The sequence below is a fragment of the Loktanella sp. IMCC34160 genome, assembly GCF_004145845.1.
In the GTDB taxonomy this organism is placed as follows: Bacteria; Pseudomonadota; Alphaproteobacteria; order Rhodobacterales; family Rhodobacteraceae; genus SELP01.
In genome coordinates, this window is record NZ_SELP01000004.1 from 137,946 (window position 1) to 153,856 (window position 15,911).

The window sequence follows — 15,911 nt, forward strand, 5'->3', positions numbered from 1 at the left end:
TGGATGCCCTGCATCGCGGGTGGCACAAGAGGGGCTTACAAGGCATAAACATATTTGAATATGATGTGGGAAACGAATCGGGGAGGACCAGACGTGCCCATTACCAGACGGGATTTCATTCAATACGGCATGAACGCCACCTTGACGCTTGGCGCGGCCGGACTTGCCGGCAACCCGACGCGGGCGCTGGCCCAGCAGAAACTGACGCAGGATGACCTGCTGAAGTTCGACGCCAAGGGGCAGGTGACGCTGCTGCACTTCACCGATGTGCACGCCCAATTGGCCCCGGTTTACTTCCGCCCGCCGGACACCAACATTGGCGTGGGCGACTATGCCGGTATCCCACCGCATCTGGTGGGAGAGGAGTTCATGCGCCATTTCGGAATCGAACGGGGCAGCCCGCTGGCCTATGCGCATACATTTGTCGATTACGTCGACCTTGCCCGTACCTATGGCCGGCTGGGCGGGCTGGACCGCACCGCGACGCTGGTCAAGGCGATCCGCGCCGACCGGGGCGACGACAAGGTTCTGTTCCTTGACGGTGGCGACACCTGGCAGGGCTCCTACACCTCGCTCAAGACCAATGGCGAGGACATGGTCGAATGCATGAAGCTGCTGAAGCCCGACGCGATGACCGGCCACTGGGAATTCACCTTTGGCACCGATCGGTTCCTCGAACTGACCGAAAGCATGGGATACCCCTTCCTTGCGTCCAACATCTTCGACGTGGAATGGGACGAACCCGCCTTTGAGAACACTGCCTTCTTCGAAAAGGGCGGGGTGAACGTGGCGGTGATCGGGCAGGCCATGCCCTATACCCCCATCGCGAACCCGCGCTGGATGTTCCCCGAATACAGCTTCGGCATCCGTCCCGAGGTGCTTCAGGAAAACGTGGACGCCGCCCGCGCCGCTGGGGCCGAGGTCGTGGTGCTGCTGTCGCATGACGGGTTCGACGTGGACCGCAAACTGGCCACCGTCGTGTCCGGTATCGACGTGATCCTGACCGGCCACACCCACGACGCCATCCCGCAGGCGGTCGAGGTGAACGGGACGATCATCCTGTCCTCGGGCAGCCACGGCAAATATCTGGGCCGTGTCGATCTTGAGGTGCAGGATGGCAAGGTCGTCGGCTACAGCTCCAACCTGATCCCGGTCTTCTCGGATGTGATCACGCCCGATCCGGAAATGGCCGCCAAGATCGCCGAATACCGCGATCCGCACGCCGCCGAACTGAACCGCGTTCTGGGCAAGACCGAAACGCTGCTGTATCGGCGCGGCAACTTCAACGGCACTTGGGATGATCTGATCTGTCAGGGTATCCGCGAACAGCGCGACGTTCAGATTGCTCTGTCGCCGGGCTTCCGCTGGGGCACGACCCTGCTGCCGGGGCAGGACATCACGGTGGATGATCTCTATACCGAAACCTCGATGAGCTACCCGGCGGTCTACCGGACGGAAATGTCGGGCGAACAGCTCAAGGTCATCCTTGAAGATGTCTGTGACAACCTGTTCAACAAGGACCCGTTCTATCAGCAGGGCGGCGACATGGTTCGCGTCGGCGGCATGCGCTACACCTGCCACGTCAACAACGACGCCGGGAACCGGATCGCTGACATGCTGCTGGACGACGGCACCCCGATCGAGGCCGACAAGACCTACACCGTCGGTGGTTGGGCGTCCGTCAACGAAGGCACCGAAGGTCCGGCCATCTACGACCTGATGGAGGATTACATCACCTCCAAGGGCGTGGTGAACGTGCCGGACGAACGGACCGTCAAGATCGAACTATAACGGGGGGCCTCCCTGCACCCGTCGCGCGCCTCCCGTCACCGGGGGGCGCGTTTTTCGTTCAGGCCAGCGCCAAGACGATCCCGCCAGCCGCGCCTGCAAGGACCGCCAACCAGGGCGGGCATTTCCAGACCGTCAGGGCCACGAACAGCGCCAGCGCCAAAGCGAAGTCGGCCATGCCGCCGACGCTGCCGGTGAAAACCGGGTCATAGAGCGCCGCACCAAGGATCCCGACCACCGCCGCGTTGATGCCCCGCAATGCGCGGCGAACCGGCGCAACCTGCCGCAGCCGGTCCCAGAAGGGCAGGACCCCGATCAGGATCAGGAACCCCGGCAGGAAGATCGCCGCAAGGGCCAGCGCCGCCCCGGCAAGGCCACCCGGACCCGCGATGCTGACCGCGCCCAGATAGGCGCTGAGCGTGAACAAAGGCCCCGGAACCGCCTGCGCCGCCCCATAGCCCGCCAGAAAATCCGCATCACTGACCCAGCCGGGCTGCACTACGGCGGCGTCCAGCAAGGGAAGGACCACATGGCCGCCCCCGAACACCAATGCGCCGGACCGGTAGAAGGCATCGGCGACCGCCCAAACCTCTGCCCGATCCGCAAGGAGGGGCAGGGCGACCAACCCGGTGGCAAAAAGCGCCGATGCCGCAATGCCGACCCAGCGAGGTAAGGACAGGCTGGCCCTGCCTGTCGGTGCGGATTCCCCCGCACGGCCTGTGACCAGCCCCGCGAGCGCCCCCAGACCAATCGCCCCGATCATGCCCATCCCGGACGGAAACGCCGCCAGCGCAACGACGGCCGCAACGGCAATCGCCGCGGTCTCGCGGTCCGGGCACAATGTGCGCGCCATGCCAAGCACCGCTTGCGCCACCACGGCCACGGCAACGATCTTCAGCCCGTGCAGCGCGCCCACGGCCACTGGTCCAGTCAGTGATCCGACCCCCAACGCGAACCCCAGAAGGACAAGGGCGGACGGCAGGGTAAAACCCACAAACGCCGCCAGTGCCCCCAAGGGTCCCGCACGGTGCAGCCCCAGTGCAAATCCCACTTGGCTGGAGGCCGGGCCGGGCAATACCTGACAGAGCGCCACAAGGTCGGCATAGTCCGCGTCAGACAGCCACCCACGCCGGTCTACGCATTCCGCGCGGAAATATCCCAGATGGGCAATGGGGCCGCCAAAGGACGTGCAGCCCAGCCGCAGGAAGGTCCAAAACACCTCTGCCACGGTTCCCGCCGGTTTGCCTGTTTGTGCCATGCCGCCTGTGCCCTCAACCAATTGGCACAGGTCTAGGACCAATCGCGCCTCTGGCCAAGACCGCCCGGCCTTGACTTCCCTCCGGTGCCGTCCCATCCATTCTTCCCATGCAGGCCGCGCTTTCTTTCCCCGACATCTCGCCCGAGATTTTCTCGATCACGCTCTTCGGGATGGAGTTCGCGCTGCGCTGGTATGCGCTGGGCTATATCGCCGGGATTGCCATCGGCTGGGGTCTGATCCGCTGGCTGATCGGGCGGGTCGGGTTATGGCCGGAAAACCAGCCACCGATGAGCCGCGAAGACCTTGAAAATCTTGCCACATGGATCGTTGTCGGCGTCATTCTGGGCGGGCGGATTGGCTATGTGCTGTTCTACAGTCAGGGCGCCTACCTGAGCGATCCATTGGCCATTCTGCGCGTCTGGGAAGGAGGCATGTCCTTCCACGGCGGGTTCCTCGGCGTGGTCGCTGCCGTGTTCTTTTTCGCGCGCAGGCATGGCCTGCCGCTGGGGTCCACCGCCGATGTCATCGCCGTGGCCGCGCCGCCCGGCATTTTCCTTGTACGCGTCGCCAATTTCATCAACGCCGAACTTTGGGGTCGCCCGACGGACCTGCCATGGGGCGTCGTGTTCCCGGGCGAGGCGGCACAGGATTGCGGGCCGGATATCCTGCTTCTTTGCGCCCGGCATCCCAGCCAGCTGTACGAGGCCGGTCTGGAAGGATTGCTTCTGGGCCTGATCCTGATTGTGGTCGCCCTGCGTGGCGGGTTCAAGCGGCCGTGGCTGGTGTCGGGGCTGTTCTTCGCGGGTTACGGGTTGTCCCGGTTCATGGTTGAATTCGTGCGCCAGCCCGACGCGCAATTCGTCACGCCCGGCAACCCGCTGGGGCTTTATCTGCATCTGGATGGCTACGGTCTGACCGCGGGGCAATTGTTGTCGCTGCCGATGATCCTGATCGGGCTTTGGGTGATCCTGCGATCGCGGCGGCGGGCATGACTGCGCTGGCCGACCTGCTGATCCGCCGGATCGCGGCGACCGGTCCGATGACGCTGGCCGAGTTCATGGCCGAGGCGCTGATGCACCCCGAGCACGGCTATTACAGCACCCGCGATCCTTTGGGCGCGGGCGGCGATTTCATCACCGCGCCCGAGATCAGCCAGATGTTCGGGGAAATGATCGGCCTGTCGCTGGCGCAGGCGTGGATGGATCAGGGCAGCCCGGCGTCATTCACACTGGCCGAACTGGGGCCGGGGCGCGGGACGTTAATGGCCGATATCCTGCGGGCCACGCGGGGCGTGCCGGGGTTTCATGCCGCCACCACTGTGCATCTGGTCGAAACCTCTGCCACGCTGCGGGCGGAACAGGCGGCGCGGGTTCCCGGTGCGATCTGGCACGACTGTGCTGATGACCTGCCCGAGGCACCGCTGTTTCTGGTCGCGAACGAGTTCCTGGACGCTCTGCCGATCCGGCAATTCACCCGCGACCAGAATGGTTGGCGCGAACGGATGGTCGGCGTGACCGAGGGCAGTCTGACCTTCGGCCTTTCCGCACCCGCGCCCATTGCCGCGCTGGACCACCGGCTGGACGATACGCAGCCCGGTGACATCGTCGAATCCTGCCCGGCGCTTCCTGGGATTGTCGGCGCGGTGGGGCAGCGCATCGCGGACCACGGCGGCGCGGCCCTGTTCATCGACTACGGCGACTGGCGGTCGCTGGGCGATACGCTTCAGGCGCTGTCGGGGCATGACACAACAGATCCGCTTGCCGCGCCGGGACAGGCCGACCTGACGGCGCATGTGGATTTCGAAGCGGTGGCCAATGCCGCCGCTCCCGCCCGGCACACGCGGCTGGTGACCCAAGGGGTGTTTCTGGAACGGCTGGGCATCACGGCGCGGGCGCAATCGCTGGCTGCGCGGATGACCGATCCGGCGCTGGAACAGCATATTGCCGCGCATCGGCGCTTGACCCACCCGGCGGAAATGGGTGACCTGTTCAAGGTAATGGGACTCTATCCTGACGGCTGTCCGCCGCCACCGGGGACCGAGGCATGACACTGGACATCATCACCTCTGACCTACTGTCGCCCCTGCGGCACGGGTTCTTTGCCCGCAAGGGTGGGGCGTCGTCCGGCGTGTTCGAGGGGCTGAACTGCGGCTACGGCAGTTCTGACCAGCACGAGGCGGTCACCATCAACCGCACCCGCGTGGCCGAGGCGATGGGCGCGCCGATCAAGGCGCTGCAAGGGGTGCACCAGACCCATTCGGCAAAGGTTCTGACCGTCGACGGTCCGGTCGATGACCCCGAAGGCCCAAGGCCCGAGGCCGATGGCATCGTCACCGCGACACCGGGGATCGTCGTCTCCGTCCTGACCGCCGATTGCCAGCCGGTGCTGTTTGCCGACCCGCGCGCCGGGGTCGTGGGCGCGGCCCATGCGGGCTGGAAAGGGGCGCTGGGCGGGGTGCTGGAGGCAACCGTCGACGCGATGGAGGCGCTGGGCGCCGAACGGCAGGACATCGTCGCGGTCATCGGCCCGTCGATCAGCCAGCGCGCCTATGAGGTCGGGCCGGAGTTCTTCGAGGACTTCATGGACGAAGACCCCGCCTATGGCCGGTTCTTTGCCAATGGCGATGGCGACCGGTTCCTGTTCGACCTTCCCGGGTTTGGCCTGTACCGATTGCGCGCCGCCGGGGTCGGGCAGGCCGAATGGACCCGGCACTGCACCTATTCAGACCCGGCGCGGTTCTATAGCTACCGCCGCACCACCCATGAACGTCAGGCCGACTATGGGCGGCTCATCTCGGCGATCCGGCTGTAATTCGGGCAGAAATCGGGCAAGTTCGACTGCCCCGATCCGGAAACAAACCACCTGAGAATGGCAGTATTGTTTTGAAATCCCTTGTTTTGCTGGGGTTTGCCGCCGTTGTTTCCATTTCAAAGGGCAATCCTGCAGAAACTTCGGGATTTGATGCAATTCCTTGGAAAATCCTTGATTTGTCAAACTCGCGCCAAGAACCGCCGCGATAGTGGGTCCAACGTCGGCAAGATCGGCGACCTAGCGAGCAGCAAAGGATTGAACAGATGAAGAAACGTTGGATGAACGGGGTGATCGACGAAGCAGCGAAATGCACGACCCGGATGCCTTGGGAACGTGGTCTGCGCCGTCAGGCTTTCATCGCCAGCCGCAAGGCGTCGCTGAGCGACCGGGAAGTGGCCAGCCTCGCCACGGTCGCGCGTGGTCGCGCCAAGGTTTTCATGGGGGCTCAGGTCGTCGCCTGATCGCTCCGGCGGGTCGCTCGGTCCCGCACGGTTTCCCTCGGGGTTCCTCCCCCGAACCTGAAACGGCCCCTTGCCAATCGGCAGGGGCCGTTTTTCGTTCTGTCGGCCCGGGGGCACGCCGAAATATGGCAGGATTGGCCGGCTGCCGCGAACAATCCGCTTCAAAGACTTGCATTGAAGCGGAATTCATACCCTTCCACATAGAATTTTTGACAAATGCGGTCCCGTCGGGGAATCGTTTCCTGACTCATGATCTGCTGATCGTTGCCGGTGGGGGCCGGCGAAAAGCGCAACTTTGATAGGTTTCGCATGACCGCTGCCCCTTCGATTGGCCATTTCGGCTCTCTTCGCCCGTCCCGTGACCACAATGACCGGTTCGCCCAGACCGGCGACCAGCCGCAGCGCCGCCCCCCGGTGATGCGCCGGTTCGAGGTGGTTCACCTTGCCCCGAATGGCGATATTGCCGACTTTGCCCGAGTGGCCCCCGCAATGGAGGCCTTCGAGGAAGCCTTTTCCGCCTTTGCGCGCGGCACCCTGTTCCAGACCGAGGACGGCCCCCGCGCGGTCGAGGATCTTTTGCCGGGGGACCGGGTCAAGACCGCCGATCGTGGATTTCAGCCGCTGATCTGGAAGGGCAGTTGCAGCCTGATCGCGAATATCCCCGAACAGGCGTCGAAATTGCGGTCTCTTGTCCGGGTGTCGGCCGATTCCCTCGGGTTTGGTCGTCCGGGGCGCGATATTGTTCTGGGCCCCTCGGCCCGGCTGTTCCACAGCTCAGAAGGGGTGCGCACCATGACCGGGCGGCCCACCGCCGTCGTGCCGGTGCGGGACTTCGCGGATGGGGTGAACATCGTCGATCTGACGCCACAGACCGCCGTGCAGGTCTATCACCTTGGGTTCGAGGAACAGGAGCGGCTGGTCGCCGACGGGATCGAGCTGGAAAGCTTCCATCCTGGCCCGGTACACCGCCTGCCGCTGCGCGGGGATCTGCTGGACCTTTACCTGTCCTTCTTCCCGCATATCCCCGATCTGATGGGGTTTGGCGCGCCCCGTTTCCCCCGGCTGCGTCTGGCTGATCTGGATCTGTTTTCTGCCGCTTAGGCGTCTTTCGCCAGCCGCGCTTCCAGAACGTCGAAGGGGACGCCGGGTTCATCCTTGGCGCCCCGGATCACAAGGCTGGTCTTGACGCTGGCCACATTGGGCGCGGCGGTCAGCTGTTCGGTCAGGAAGGTCTGGAAGCTGCGCAGGTCCGGGGCCACGCATTTCAGGATGAAATCCACCTCGCCGTTCAGCATGTGGCATTCGCGAACCAGTGGCCAGTTGCGGCACCGCTCCTCAAACGCGCTCAGGTCGGCTTCGGCCTGGCTGACCAGCCCGACCATGGCAAAGACCTGCACCTCGAACCCCAGTTCGCGGGCATCGACATCGGCGTGATAGCCCCGGATGAACCCCTGTTCTTCCAGCGTGCGCACCCGGCGCAGGCAGGGCGGGGCAGAGATGCCCACCCGCTTGGCCAGTTCGACGTTCGTCATGCGCCCGTCCGCCTGAAGCTCTGCCAGAATCATCCGGTCGATTTCATCGAGTTTGGAACCCGGCATACGTCATCCCCAAGAAATTTTGCGAACACTACGCCGAAGGTGCGGGCTGCGCAATATTGTTTCGTGTCGGCGCAAGATTCTTAGCGTCCAACGTCTTTCCCCCTGCTCCGTCCGGCATAGGGCGGCCCGGTATTCGCGCGACGCATGGTCGCCTTGCAGGGCCTTTCGGTTCCGGGGGCTGCCGTCTATATCGGGTGGGACGGAACACCAGAGTCGGGGGAACACATGGCCGAGACGCGTCACACCAAGGTATTGATCATCGGCTCCGGCCCTGCGGGCTATACCGCGGGCGTCTATGCCAGCCGCGCCATGCTGAACCCGATCCTTGTGCAGGGGATGGAGCCCGGCGGTCAGCTGACCACCACCACCGAGGTCGAAAACTGGCCCGGTGATACCGAGGTGCAGGGCCCCGACCTGATGGTCCGGATGGAGGCCCACGCCCGCGCCATGGGCTGTGACATCGTGATGGACATCATCACCGGTCTGGACCTGTCCAAGCGGCCTTTCACCGCAAAGGCCGACAGCGGCACCACCTACACCGCCGACGCGGTGATCTTGGCCACCGGCGCCCGCGCCAAATGGCTTGGCCTGCCGACCGAAGAGAAGTTCAAAGGCTTTGGCGTGTCTGCCTGCGCCACCTGTGACGGGTTCTTCTATCGCGGACAGGAAATCGTTGTCATCGGCGGCGGCAATACCGCCGTGGAAGAGGCGCTGTTCCTGACCAATTTCGCGACCAAGGTGACCCTGATCCACCGCCGCGATGAGCTGCGGGCCGAAAAGATCCTGATCGACCGGCTGATGAAGAACCCCAAGATCGAACCGCTCTGGGATCACACCCTCGAAGAGGTCGTCGGCACCGACAACCCGCTTGGGGTCGAGGCCGTGCGCGCAAAGCACGTCAAGACCGGAGAGATCACCGAGATCCCGGCCAAGGGGGTGTTCATCGCCATCGGCCATGCGCCGGCGTCGGAACTGGTCAAGGACCAGCTGGAACTGCACAACGGCGGCTATGTAAAGGTCGAGGCGGGATCGACCAAAACCTCGATCCCCGGCGTCTTCGCCGCGGGCGACCTGACCGACCATAAATATCGGCAGGCCGTGACCAGCGCCGGGATGGGCTGCATGGCTGCGCTGGACGCCGAACACTGGCTGGCAGAGCAGGACGATTGACGAAAACGGTCCCTTCGGTTCAGGTTTCCGGCCGGTTCTGGCGTGCCGGGTTTCGAGACCGAGCGGGGATGATCCTTGAGCCTGCCGGGGCGCCAGAAGGCCGTTGGCATCACAGTGGACAGACCTGCCTCTATCTTTCCGCCACACCGGAAGGGTGTCGCGTGGCGATGAAAGTCTACCTTCAGGAAGATGACCCGCCACGGGCCGTCTTCCCTGTCAAAGTCACAGCCACTGTTGTCACCGATCTGCGGACCGAAGCGGTGCGTGAAGCGTTGGGAATCGCGCTGGCCGATATTCATGTGTTTTGGGCGAAGATTGCGTCGGCAGGTCAACGTCCTGCCACTTGGAGCATTTCGGACCGCCTTCGGGACGCGGGGTTCGACGGAATACTGACTCCTTCGCGGAGCCGTCCTGACCTGACCCACCTGTCTTTGTTTCGCTGGAATGGACTTGGCTTACCAAAGGTCGAACCTGACGGTCCGCCTATGGATTTCTGACATCCCAAGGTGGATCGACGGAGTGCTGGGTCGGGTGCGCAGGCGTGACCCACCGGACACAGTCCGGAATGGTCTGATTTTGCCAAGATTTCCCCCTAGTCTCGCCATTCGCTTCGGCTTATGTGTTCACGCGTGAACATATTGCGAGTCCCCGATGCCCACCTCCGTGGCCAGACATAACCCTGCCGAGGAAGACCTGATCTTCCGGCTCTTGCGCCAGCTGGACGCTGCGCCAGGGGCGTCGCAGCGTGCGACGGCGGCGGCGTTGGATATCTCGCTTGGGCGGCTCAATGCGTTGTTGCGTGGCGCGGCAGAGGCCGGGTTGATCACCATCAACGCCCGGCCTGGCCCCGATAAACGCCAACGGTTCGCCTATACCATCACCACCCGTGGCGCCGCTGAAAAGACGCGGCTGCGCGACCAATTCCTTGCCCGCAAATTCGCCGAATACGATGCCCTGCACGCAGAGCTGACCGGTTCCAGCAGCGGCCTCACTCCCATCAAACACAGGACCCATCCGATGCAGAATAACCTTGCCCCCATCCCAGAGCTCTACGTCTCTTACGAGAGTGCACAGAAGCTCAAGGTCGAAGCCGCTGATCTGACCAGCCACGACCTGACCCCGCGCCAGATCTGCGATCTGGAACTGCTGATGAACGGGGGCTTCAACCCGCTCAAGGGCTTCCTGTCCGAGGAAGATTACAATGGCGTTGTGGACAACATGCGCCTTGCCGATGGCACCCTGTGGCCGATGCCGATCACGCTGGACGTGTCCGAAGCTTTTGCCGACAGCATCGAATTGGGTCAGGACATCGCGCTGCGCGATCAGGAAGGCGTGATCCTTGCCACCATGACCGTGACCGACCGCTGGACCCCGAACAAGTCGCATGAGGCGGAAAAGGTGTTCGGCGCCGACGATCTGGCGCACCCGGCGGTGAATTACCTGCATCACACGGCCGGCAAGGTCTATCTGGGCGGGCCGATCACCGGCATCCAGCAGCCCGTGCACTATGATTTCCGGGGCCGTCGCGACACGCCGAACGAACTGCGCGCCTATTTCCGCAAGCTGGGCTGGCGCCGCGTTGTGGCCTTCCAGACCCGCAACCCGCTGCACCGCGCGCACCAGGAACTGACCTTCCGGGCCGCGAAAGAGGCACAGGCCAACCTGCTGATCCACCCGGTGGTTGGCATGACCAAACCGGGCGACGTGGACCACTTCACCCGCGTCCGCTGCTACGAGGCAGTTCTGGACAAATACCCCCAGTCCACCACCACCATGTCGCTGCTGAACCTTGCCATGCGCATGGCTGGCCCGCGCGAAGCGGTCTGGCACGGGATCATCCGCCGCAACCACGGCTGCACCCATATGATCGTCGGCCGTGACCACGCGGGCCCGGGCAAGAACAGCGCGGGCGAGGATTTCTACGGCCCCTATGACGCGCAGGACCTGTTCCGCGAGCACCAGTCCGAGATCGGCATCGAAATGGTCGACTTCAAGCACATGGTCTATGTGCAGGAACGCGCCCAATACGAACCCAACGACGAGATCGAGAATCGGGATAACGTCACCATCCTCAACATCTCGGGCACGGAATTGCGCCGCCGCCTGCGCGAAGGGCTGGAGATTCCGGAATGGTTCTCGTTCCCCGAGGTGGTGAAGGAACTGCGCCGCACCTCTCCGCCCCGGTCCAAGCAGGGCTTTACCGTCTTCTTCACCGGCTTCTCGGGGTCGGGCAAATCCACCATCGCCAACGCGCTGATGGTCAAGCTGATGGAGATGGGCGGCCGCCCGGTGACCCTTCTGGACGGGGATATCGTGCGGAAGAACCTGTCGTCGGAACTTGGGTTCTCGAAGGAACACCGCGACCTGAACATTCGCCGCATCGGCTATGTCGCGTCCGAGATCACCAAGAACGGCGGGATCGCCATCTGCGCCCCGATCGCGCCCTATACCGCAACCCGCCGCGCGGTCCGGGAAGAGATCGAACAGTATGGTGCCTTTGTCGAAGTTCACGTGGCCACCAGCATCGAAGAGTGCGAACGGCGTGACCGCAAGGGGCTCTACAAGCTGGCCCGCGAAGGCAAGATCAAGGAATTCACCGGGATTTCCGACCCCTACGAAGAGCCGGCGAACCCGGAACTGCGGGTCGAAACCGAAAATGTGGACGTCGACAACTGCGCCCACCAGGTGATCTTGAAGTTGGAAAGCATGGGGCTGATCGCGGGCTGATAAGCCGCTGGCATCATGGTAAGATTTGGGCGCCGCACGCTGTGTGGCGCCCTTTTTTTGGGTTGCAGATCGCCCCGGGGTTGCTAGCTTTGAGTCGTAAACACAGTTTTGGAGAGTAACTTGAAAAAATTCGGCTTCATTGCGGCAATTCTATTTTCGCTTTATTCAATGCCGTCCTTCGCTCAGTCAGGTGAACCAATTGGTCAGTTGCCTGTGGACGACAGCTTTATCGACATTGGACCCAGGTGGGAGCAGGGACAATCCATCCACCTCTGGGTTACCGTTGTCGAACACCAGGGGCGGTTTGCTGTCTGTGCAATCACCCAAAACGTCCGAAATAACCGAGATCGGCAGGTGATGAGCGCCATCAGCCTGACGGTCAACCAGACACGGATTCAGAACGGGTTCCGCTGGGCTCCCAATGTGACGGGCAATTCGCGGCCGGACGGCCGGCCCGCCGAATGCCGTCTGACCCCAATGGCAGTCGTCGACGACCCGGTTTTCGACGTCGAAATCAGCCGGACGCGATATTGATATCGTAAAGCCTGCCGCGAAATTCGAACCATTGAATTTCGCGGCAGCGATGCCGGGCGCTTCTAGCGCATCCGCGCCATCAGGTTGTCCTTGACGATGAACTGGTGATAGAGCGCCGCGCCGATGTGCAGCAGGATCAGCACCATCCCAAGCTGGAACAGGGGTTCATGAAACTCGGCCGCCGCCTCGATCCCGGCGCCAATGGCCAGCATCCCGGTAATCGGCAGGGCAAAGATCACGACATATAGACCGACATGCGTGAGCTTGGCCGCGAGGTCCTGAAGTTTCGGTGCAGGCACCGGGGCAGGGGCACCTTTGGTCAGCCGAAGGATGATCCGCAGAACCGCCAGCGCCAGGATCGTCAGACCCACAAGCTGGTGCACGCGCGCGCCGCCCTCGATCACGGCGGTGCCACCGTCTTCGACGACGTCCCAAGCTTCGCCCATCGCCTCGTGGGTGATGAAGCTGACAATCATCAGGGCCGCGATGGCCCAATGCAGGATGATCTGAAGGCGGCTGTATTTTTCGGGATTTGCCATGGTCGGGCCCTTTTTACATGGTCTCTTCGACTGATCTACGCCGAGCGGCGCAATTTCCGTCGAAACCTTAGGCCGCGATTTCGCGCCCGTCCATCGCGCAGACGGGCGCCCCTGTTTCAGTGAACGGTGACCGGGGTCATGTCATGTTGCCGCGCAAGGACAAAGGCCATCGTCCGGTCAGCCACCAGCGCCAGCCGGTCGCCGTCGGTGTTGTGCACGGCGAACAGCTGCTTCAGCCCGCCGGCCTCTGCTTGGGCCTGAACATCTGCGGGCAGGTCATCCACATTGACCGGGCGGATATAAACGATGCCCTGTCCAAATGTGCTCAGGTCGAATTTCGTGTTCATTTCGCACCTCCCTTCCGGATCTTGATGGTCTGAACAACGGTGTCGGGGACGCGGCGGTTCAGGTCGACGTGCAACAGGCCGTTTTCGATGATCGCTTCGCCCACATCCACCCCATCGGCCAGAACAAAGGACCGCTGGAACTGCCGCGCGGCAATTCCGCGGTGCAAAAAGATGCGGCCCTCGCTGTCATCCGACTGGCGGCCCCGGATGACAAGCTGGTTGTCCTCGACGGTGATTGACAGATCGGTTTCGGCAAACCCGGCGACCGCAAGGGTGATCCGGTAGGACCGGTCCGAGGTCTGTTCGATGTTATAGGGGGGATAGCCGTCGTTGCCCGATTTGGCGGTCCGCTCGACCAGCCGTTCAAGCTGTTCAAATCCAAGAAGGAACGGATGCGTTCCAAGGGTCAGTTTCGTCATGCGACATGTCCTTTGTCAAAGCGACCGATGTCCGGATGGCCCCGATTGCGGCGGCCTGACTTGAAATATGGGCAGCAGGCCGCCCCGGTGCAAGAGGAAGGGCTAGGCGAAACGCCTGCCAGCCCTTATCTTGGGGTGCAGGAAACAGGTTCGGGCCCACCGATGAACAAATCAGCGAAAATGGAACAGCTCGAGGTGCTCCGGGTCGAACTGGAGATCTTCAAGCAACAGCATCGCGATCTGGACGAAGCGATTCATGCCCTGGAAGAGCGGGGCACCGGTGACCTGCTGACGATTCGGCGCTTGAAGAAGCAGAAGCTCGCGCTGAAGGACAAGATTGCCCGGATCGAAGACCGGATTTTGCCCGATATCATCGCCTGAACGAAAAAGGCCGCCCGGTCGGGGCGGCCCTCTGATCTATGCTCACGCCCTTCAGACGAAAGGCGCGGTCGCTTCCTTGCCCGCACCGGCGACGGCCAATGCCTCGCCCAGATCAACGGACCGGTCGAACAGCGACCGGCCAATGATGGTGCCGGACACGCGCGGGACGTATTTCAGGCGGCTGATGTCATCCAGCGACCGGATGGTGCCGCGCGCGATCACCGGCGCGCTGGCCAGCTCGGCGGCGCGGGTGATCATCGCCAGCGAGGCATCGCTTTCCGCGATATCCGCGTCGATGTCGGTGACGATCATCGCTGCCAGCGGGTCACGGTCGAACTGGCGGATGAAATCCTCGGGGGCGAAGGCCGTGCTTTCGCGCCATCCGCCGGACATGACCTTGCCCTTGTAGACATCGACCGCGACGACGATCTGGTCGGGATAGGCATGGGCCGCGTCCTTGACCAACTGCGGCTGGGTCACGGCGGCAGAGCTGATGACGATGCGGCCCGCGCCGGCCTCGGCCCAATGGGCGATCTGGTCCATGGACTTCACGCCGCCGCCATATTGCACCGGAATGCCCACCGCGCGGATGATCTCTTGCACCAGATCGGCGTTGGTTTCTTCATTCCCGGCGACCGCATCGAAGTCGGTCAGGTGCATCCAGCTGGCCCCGGCGGCGGCAAAGCTGCGGGCCCGGTCAACCGGGTTCACGTGCCAGATTTGCGGCTCTTCCAGCCGGCCGCGATGCAGGCTGACGCAGCGGCCCTTTTGCAGTTCGATGGTGGGGTAGATGATCATCCTGACCTCCGCTGAAATGTGGAATCCGATGTCGCGCTAGGGGCGAGTCGCCCCGACCCTAGGGCCCATGATACAGCATGGATCGCGCAAAAGCGGCACTTTGGCAGCGTGCAGCGGGGAAGCGGCCCGGCGATGCGGCCTGTTGCGGCCGCGGTTCCTCTCTGGGGATTGCCATTTTGCCCCGCGCTGCCCTATAGACGCGCTGATCCAATTCAGATGACGAGGACGACCCATGGCCGGCCATTCCAAATGGGCGAATATTCAGCACCGCAAGGGGCGGCAGGACGCCGCCCGGTCCAAGCTTTTCTCCAAGCTTGCCAAGGAAATCACCGTGGCGGCAAAGATGGGCGACCCGGACCCGGACAAGAACCCCCGCCTGCGTCTTGCGGTGAAGGAAGCCAAGTCGCAATCGGTCCCCAAGGACGTGATCGAACGCGCGATCAAGAAATCGCAGGGCGGCGAGGGCGATGATTACGAAGAAATCCGCTACGAAGGCTATGGCCCCGGCGGTGTCGCCGTCATCGTCGAGGCGATGACCGACAACCGCAACCGGACCGCCTCGGTCGTGCGGTCGACCTTTGGCAAGCATGGCGGCAACCTTGGGGAAACCGGCTCGGTCGGCTTCATGTTCGATCGCAAGGGCGAAGTCGTCTACCCGGCCTCTGTCGGCGACGCGGACACGGTGATGATGGCTGCGATCGAAGCCGGGGCCGAGGACGTCGAAAGCGATGACGACGGCCACGTGATCTATTGCGCCGATACCGACCTGAACGAGGTCTCCACCGCGCTGGAAGCCACCCTGGGCGAGTCGGAATCGACCAAGCTGGTCTGGAAACCCACAACCACCGCCGAACTGGACCTTGAAGGGGTTCAGAAGCTGATGCGGCTGGTCGAGGTGTTGGAAGACGACGACGACGTGCAGCGCGTCACCACCAACATGGAAGCCTCGGACGAGGTCATGGAACAGTTCGCCAATTCCTGAATATTACAGAACAGGCAAGAATCTGCGACCCGGTGCCTACGCGCCGGGTCGTTTCTTTTCATGGCTTCCCATGAATGGCGGCTTGCCCCAAGATCAGC

The 15,911-nt window shown here is 63.1% G+C and carries 18 protein-coding genes; 12 read left to right on the forward strand and 6 right to left on the reverse strand.

Annotated elements, in window-relative coordinates; translation table 11 throughout:
• Nucleotides 1-93: 93 nt before the first annotated feature.
• A complete protein-coding gene (gene soxB, locus EU803_RS11810) occupies nt 94-1,791 on the forward strand; it encodes a thiosulfohydrolase SoxB (RefSeq protein ID WP_277985710.1) in 1,698 nt (565 codons plus the stop codon).
• A 58-nt stretch (nt 1,792-1,849) separates the two neighbouring features.
• On the opposite strand, the gene chrA is transcribed toward soxB, so the two are convergent.
• Complete coding sequence (gene chrA / locus EU803_RS11815; protein ID WP_129683053.1) at nt 1,850-3,046, reverse strand: chromate efflux transporter; 1,197 nt, start codon at nt 3,044-3,046, stop codon at nt 1,850-1,852.
• 107 nt (nt 3,047-3,153) lie between these two features.
• On the opposite strand from chrA, the gene lgt reads away from it, so the two are divergent.
• The 5 genes from lgt (at nt 3,154) to EU803_RS11840 (ending at nt 7,419) form a co-directional block, all read left to right on the forward strand.
• Nucleotides 3,154-4,038 (forward strand): prolipoprotein diacylglyceryl transferase, encoded by an 885-nt coding sequence (gene lgt / locus EU803_RS11820; RefSeq protein WP_129683055.1) that lies wholly within the window; start codon nt 3,154-3,156, stop codon nt 4,036-4,038.
• Complete coding sequence (locus tag EU803_RS11825; RefSeq protein WP_129683713.1) at nt 4,035-5,093, forward strand: SAM-dependent methyltransferase; 1,059 nt, start codon at nt 4,035-4,037, stop codon at nt 5,091-5,093. The genes lgt and EU803_RS11825 overlap by 4 nt, the downstream gene beginning before the upstream one ends.
• Nucleotides 5,090-5,857, forward strand: coding sequence for a peptidoglycan editing factor PgeF (gene pgeF / locus EU803_RS11830; protein ID WP_129683057.1), 768 nt, complete (start codon nt 5,090-5,092; stop codon nt 5,855-5,857). Before EU803_RS11825 ends, pgeF begins: the two co-directional genes overlap by 4 nt.
• 263 nt (nt 5,858-6,120) lie before the next feature.
• Nucleotides 6,121-6,318, forward strand: coding sequence for a hypothetical protein (locus EU803_RS11835; protein ID WP_129683059.1), 198 nt, complete (start codon nt 6,121-6,123; stop codon nt 6,316-6,318).
• A 309-nt stretch (nt 6,319-6,627) separates the two neighbouring features.
• Nucleotides 6,628-7,419, forward strand: coding sequence for a Hint domain-containing protein (locus EU803_RS11840; RefSeq protein WP_242494354.1), 792 nt, complete (start codon nt 6,628-6,630; stop codon nt 7,417-7,419).
• On the opposite strand, the gene EU803_RS11845 is transcribed toward EU803_RS11840, so the two are convergent.
• Nucleotides 7,416-7,916 (reverse strand): Lrp/AsnC family transcriptional regulator, encoded by a 501-nt coding sequence (locus tag EU803_RS11845; protein WP_129683061.1) that lies wholly within the window; start codon nt 7,914-7,916, stop codon nt 7,416-7,418. The two genes, EU803_RS11840 and EU803_RS11845, sit on opposite strands and share 4 nt — an antisense overlap.
• Before the next feature lie 225 nt (nt 7,917-8,141).
• Between EU803_RS11845 and trxB the strand changes: the two genes are divergently transcribed.
• The 4 genes from trxB (at nt 8,142) to EU803_RS11865 (ending at nt 12,347) form a co-directional block, all read left to right on the forward strand.
• The gene (trxB, locus tag EU803_RS11850; protein WP_129683063.1) at nt 8,142-9,086 is read left to right on the forward strand and encodes a thioredoxin-disulfide reductase; all 945 of its coding nucleotides are present in this window, start codon (nt 8,142-8,144) and stop codon (nt 9,084-9,086) included.
• Nucleotides 9,083-9,583, forward strand: coding sequence for an RES family NAD+ phosphorylase (locus tag EU803_RS11855; protein WP_165352829.1), 501 nt, complete (start codon nt 9,083-9,085; stop codon nt 9,581-9,583). Before trxB ends, EU803_RS11855 begins: the two co-directional genes overlap by 4 nt.
• A gap of 154 nt (nt 9,584-9,737) precedes the next feature.
• On the forward strand, nt 9,738-11,813 hold the full coding sequence (locus EU803_RS11860; protein ID WP_129683067.1) for a bifunctional sulfate adenylyltransferase/adenylylsulfate kinase: 2,076 nt from the start codon (nt 9,738-9,740) through the stop codon (nt 11,811-11,813).
• 120 nt (nt 11,814-11,933) lie between these two features.
• Nucleotides 11,934-12,347 (forward strand): hypothetical protein, encoded by a 414-nt coding sequence (locus EU803_RS11865; RefSeq protein ID WP_129683069.1) that lies wholly within the window; start codon nt 11,934-11,936, stop codon nt 12,345-12,347.
• Between the two features lie 62 nt (nt 12,348-12,409).
• Here EU803_RS11865 and EU803_RS11870 read toward each other — a convergent pair whose 3' ends face one another.
• From EU803_RS11870 to EU803_RS11880, 3 genes are all read right to left on the reverse strand, one after another.
• Nucleotides 12,410-12,886, reverse strand: coding sequence for a cytochrome b/b6 domain-containing protein (locus tag EU803_RS11870; protein ID WP_129683071.1), 477 nt, complete (start codon nt 12,884-12,886; stop codon nt 12,410-12,412).
• A gap of 116 nt (nt 12,887-13,002) precedes the next feature.
• Nucleotides 13,003-13,233 (reverse strand): DUF1150 family protein, encoded by a 231-nt coding sequence (locus EU803_RS11875; RefSeq protein WP_129683073.1) that lies wholly within the window; start codon nt 13,231-13,233, stop codon nt 13,003-13,005.
• A complete protein-coding gene (locus tag EU803_RS11880) occupies nt 13,230-13,652 on the reverse strand; it encodes an Hsp20 family protein (RefSeq protein ID WP_129683075.1) in 423 nt (140 codons plus the stop codon). Before EU803_RS11880 ends, EU803_RS11875 begins: the two co-directional genes overlap by 4 nt.
• A gap of 162 nt (nt 13,653-13,814) precedes the next feature.
• Between EU803_RS11880 and EU803_RS11885 the strand changes: the two genes are divergently transcribed.
• Nucleotides 13,815-14,033: a DUF465 domain-containing protein gene (locus tag EU803_RS11885; RefSeq protein ID WP_129683717.1), complete on the forward strand. Its 219-nt coding sequence runs from the start codon at nt 13,815-13,817 to the stop codon at nt 14,031-14,033.
• A 51-nt stretch (nt 14,034-14,084) separates the two neighbouring features.
• On the opposite strand, the gene EU803_RS11890 is transcribed toward EU803_RS11885, so the two are convergent.
• Nucleotides 14,085-14,831, reverse strand: coding sequence for a 1-(5-phosphoribosyl)-5-[(5-phosphoribosylamino)methylideneamino] imidazole-4-carboxamide isomerase (locus EU803_RS11890; RefSeq protein ID WP_129683077.1), 747 nt, complete (start codon nt 14,829-14,831; stop codon nt 14,085-14,087).
• A gap of 232 nt (nt 14,832-15,063) precedes the next feature.
• Here EU803_RS11890 and EU803_RS11895 point away from each other — a divergent pair, with 232 nt between their 5' ends.
• Nucleotides 15,064-15,813, forward strand: a complete 750-nt coding sequence (locus EU803_RS11895) for a YebC/PmpR family DNA-binding transcriptional regulator (RefSeq protein WP_129683079.1) — start codon at nt 15,064-15,066, stop codon at nt 15,811-15,813.
• Nucleotides 15,814-15,911: the final 98 nt, after the last annotated feature.

Coding starts and splice junctions, on each gene's coding strand:
- trxB (WP_129683063.1), top strand. CDS start 8,142: ATGGCCGAGACGCGTCACACCAAGGTATTGATCATCGGCTCCGGCCCT.
- EU803_RS11835 (WP_129683059.1), top strand. CDS start 6,121: ATGAAGAAACGTTGGATGAACGGGGTGATCGACGAAGCAGCGAAATGC.
- EU803_RS11895 (WP_129683079.1), top strand. CDS start 15,064: ATGGCCGGCCATTCCAAATGGGCGAATATTCAGCACCGCAAGGGGCGG.
- EU803_RS11860 (WP_129683067.1), top strand. CDS start 9,738: ATGCCCACCTCCGTGGCCAGACATAACCCTGCCGAGGAAGACCTGATC.
- EU803_RS11845 (WP_129683061.1), bottom strand. CDS start 7,916: ATGCCGGGTTCCAAACTCGATGAAATCGACCGGATGATTCTGGCAGAG.
- lgt (WP_129683055.1), top strand. CDS start 3,154: ATGCAGGCCGCGCTTTCTTTCCCCGACATCTCGCCCGAGATTTTCTCG.
- EU803_RS11875 (WP_129683073.1), bottom strand. CDS start 13,233: ATGAACACGAAATTCGACCTGAGCACATTTGGACAGGGCATCGTTTAT.
- EU803_RS11825 (WP_129683713.1), top strand. CDS start 4,035: ATGACTGCGCTGGCCGACCTGCTGATCCGCCGGATCGCGGCGACCGGT.
- EU803_RS11840 (WP_242494354.1), top strand. CDS start 6,628: ATGACCGCTGCCCCTTCGATTGGCCATTTCGGCTCTCTTCGCCCGTCC.
- EU803_RS11885 (WP_129683717.1), top strand. CDS start 13,815: ATGAACAAATCAGCGAAAATGGAACAGCTCGAGGTGCTCCGGGTCGAA.
- pgeF (WP_129683057.1), top strand. CDS start 5,090: ATGACACTGGACATCATCACCTCTGACCTACTGTCGCCCCTGCGGCAC.
- EU803_RS11870 (WP_129683071.1), bottom strand. CDS start 12,886: ATGGCAAATCCCGAAAAATACAGCCGCCTTCAGATCATCCTGCATTGG.
- EU803_RS11890 (WP_129683077.1), bottom strand. CDS start 14,831: ATGATCATCTACCCCACCATCGAACTGCAAAAGGGCCGCTGCGTCAGC.
- chrA (WP_129683053.1), bottom strand. CDS start 3,046: ATGGCACAAACAGGCAAACCGGCGGGAACCGTGGCAGAGGTGTTTTGG.
- EU803_RS11880 (WP_129683075.1), bottom strand. CDS start 13,652: ATGACGAAACTGACCCTTGGAACGCATCCGTTCCTTCTTGGATTTGAA.